Here is a 343-nt window from a genome sequence, read left to right as displayed (position 1 = left end):
CAGGTTGCCGAAGTGGCTCACCGCCTGGCGAACCGCCTGCTGCAGCGCCGCTGCATCGGCGCTGTCGGCCTTGATGGCGAGGGCTTTGCCGCCGGCGGCGGTCACGGCGCTCGCCACCGCTTCGGCGCGATCGGCCGAGGCGGCGTAGGTAAAGGCGACGGCGGCGCCTTCGTTCGCCAACCGTTTCACGATGGCGGCGCCGATGCCGCGGGAGCCGCCCTGAACGAATGCGACTTTGCCTTGCAGAGGTTGTGCTGTCGTCATGCTATTTCTCCAAAGTGGGTGAGGGGATTGCGCTGTCATTCAGTATGGGTGAAATGAATGGCGATCACTGTCCACAAAG

At 64.7% G+C, this 343-nt stretch carries 1 protein-coding gene; it reads right to left on the bottom strand.

Annotated elements, in window-relative coordinates:
* Window positions 1–264 (bottom strand): SDR family NAD(P)-dependent oxidoreductase (locus JYB63_RS22695; RefSeq protein ID WP_205660198.1); only part of this gene is annotated, 264 nt, incomplete at its 3' end.
* Window positions 265–343: the final 79 nt, after the last annotated feature.

Origin of the sequence: Aliamphritea spongicola, from assembly GCF_017051665.1 — a bacterium.
In the GTDB taxonomy this organism is placed as follows: domain Bacteria; phylum Pseudomonadota; class Gammaproteobacteria; order Pseudomonadales; family Balneatricaceae; genus Amphritea; species Amphritea spongicola.
This window is presented reverse-complemented; position numbering and strand designations above follow the sequence as displayed.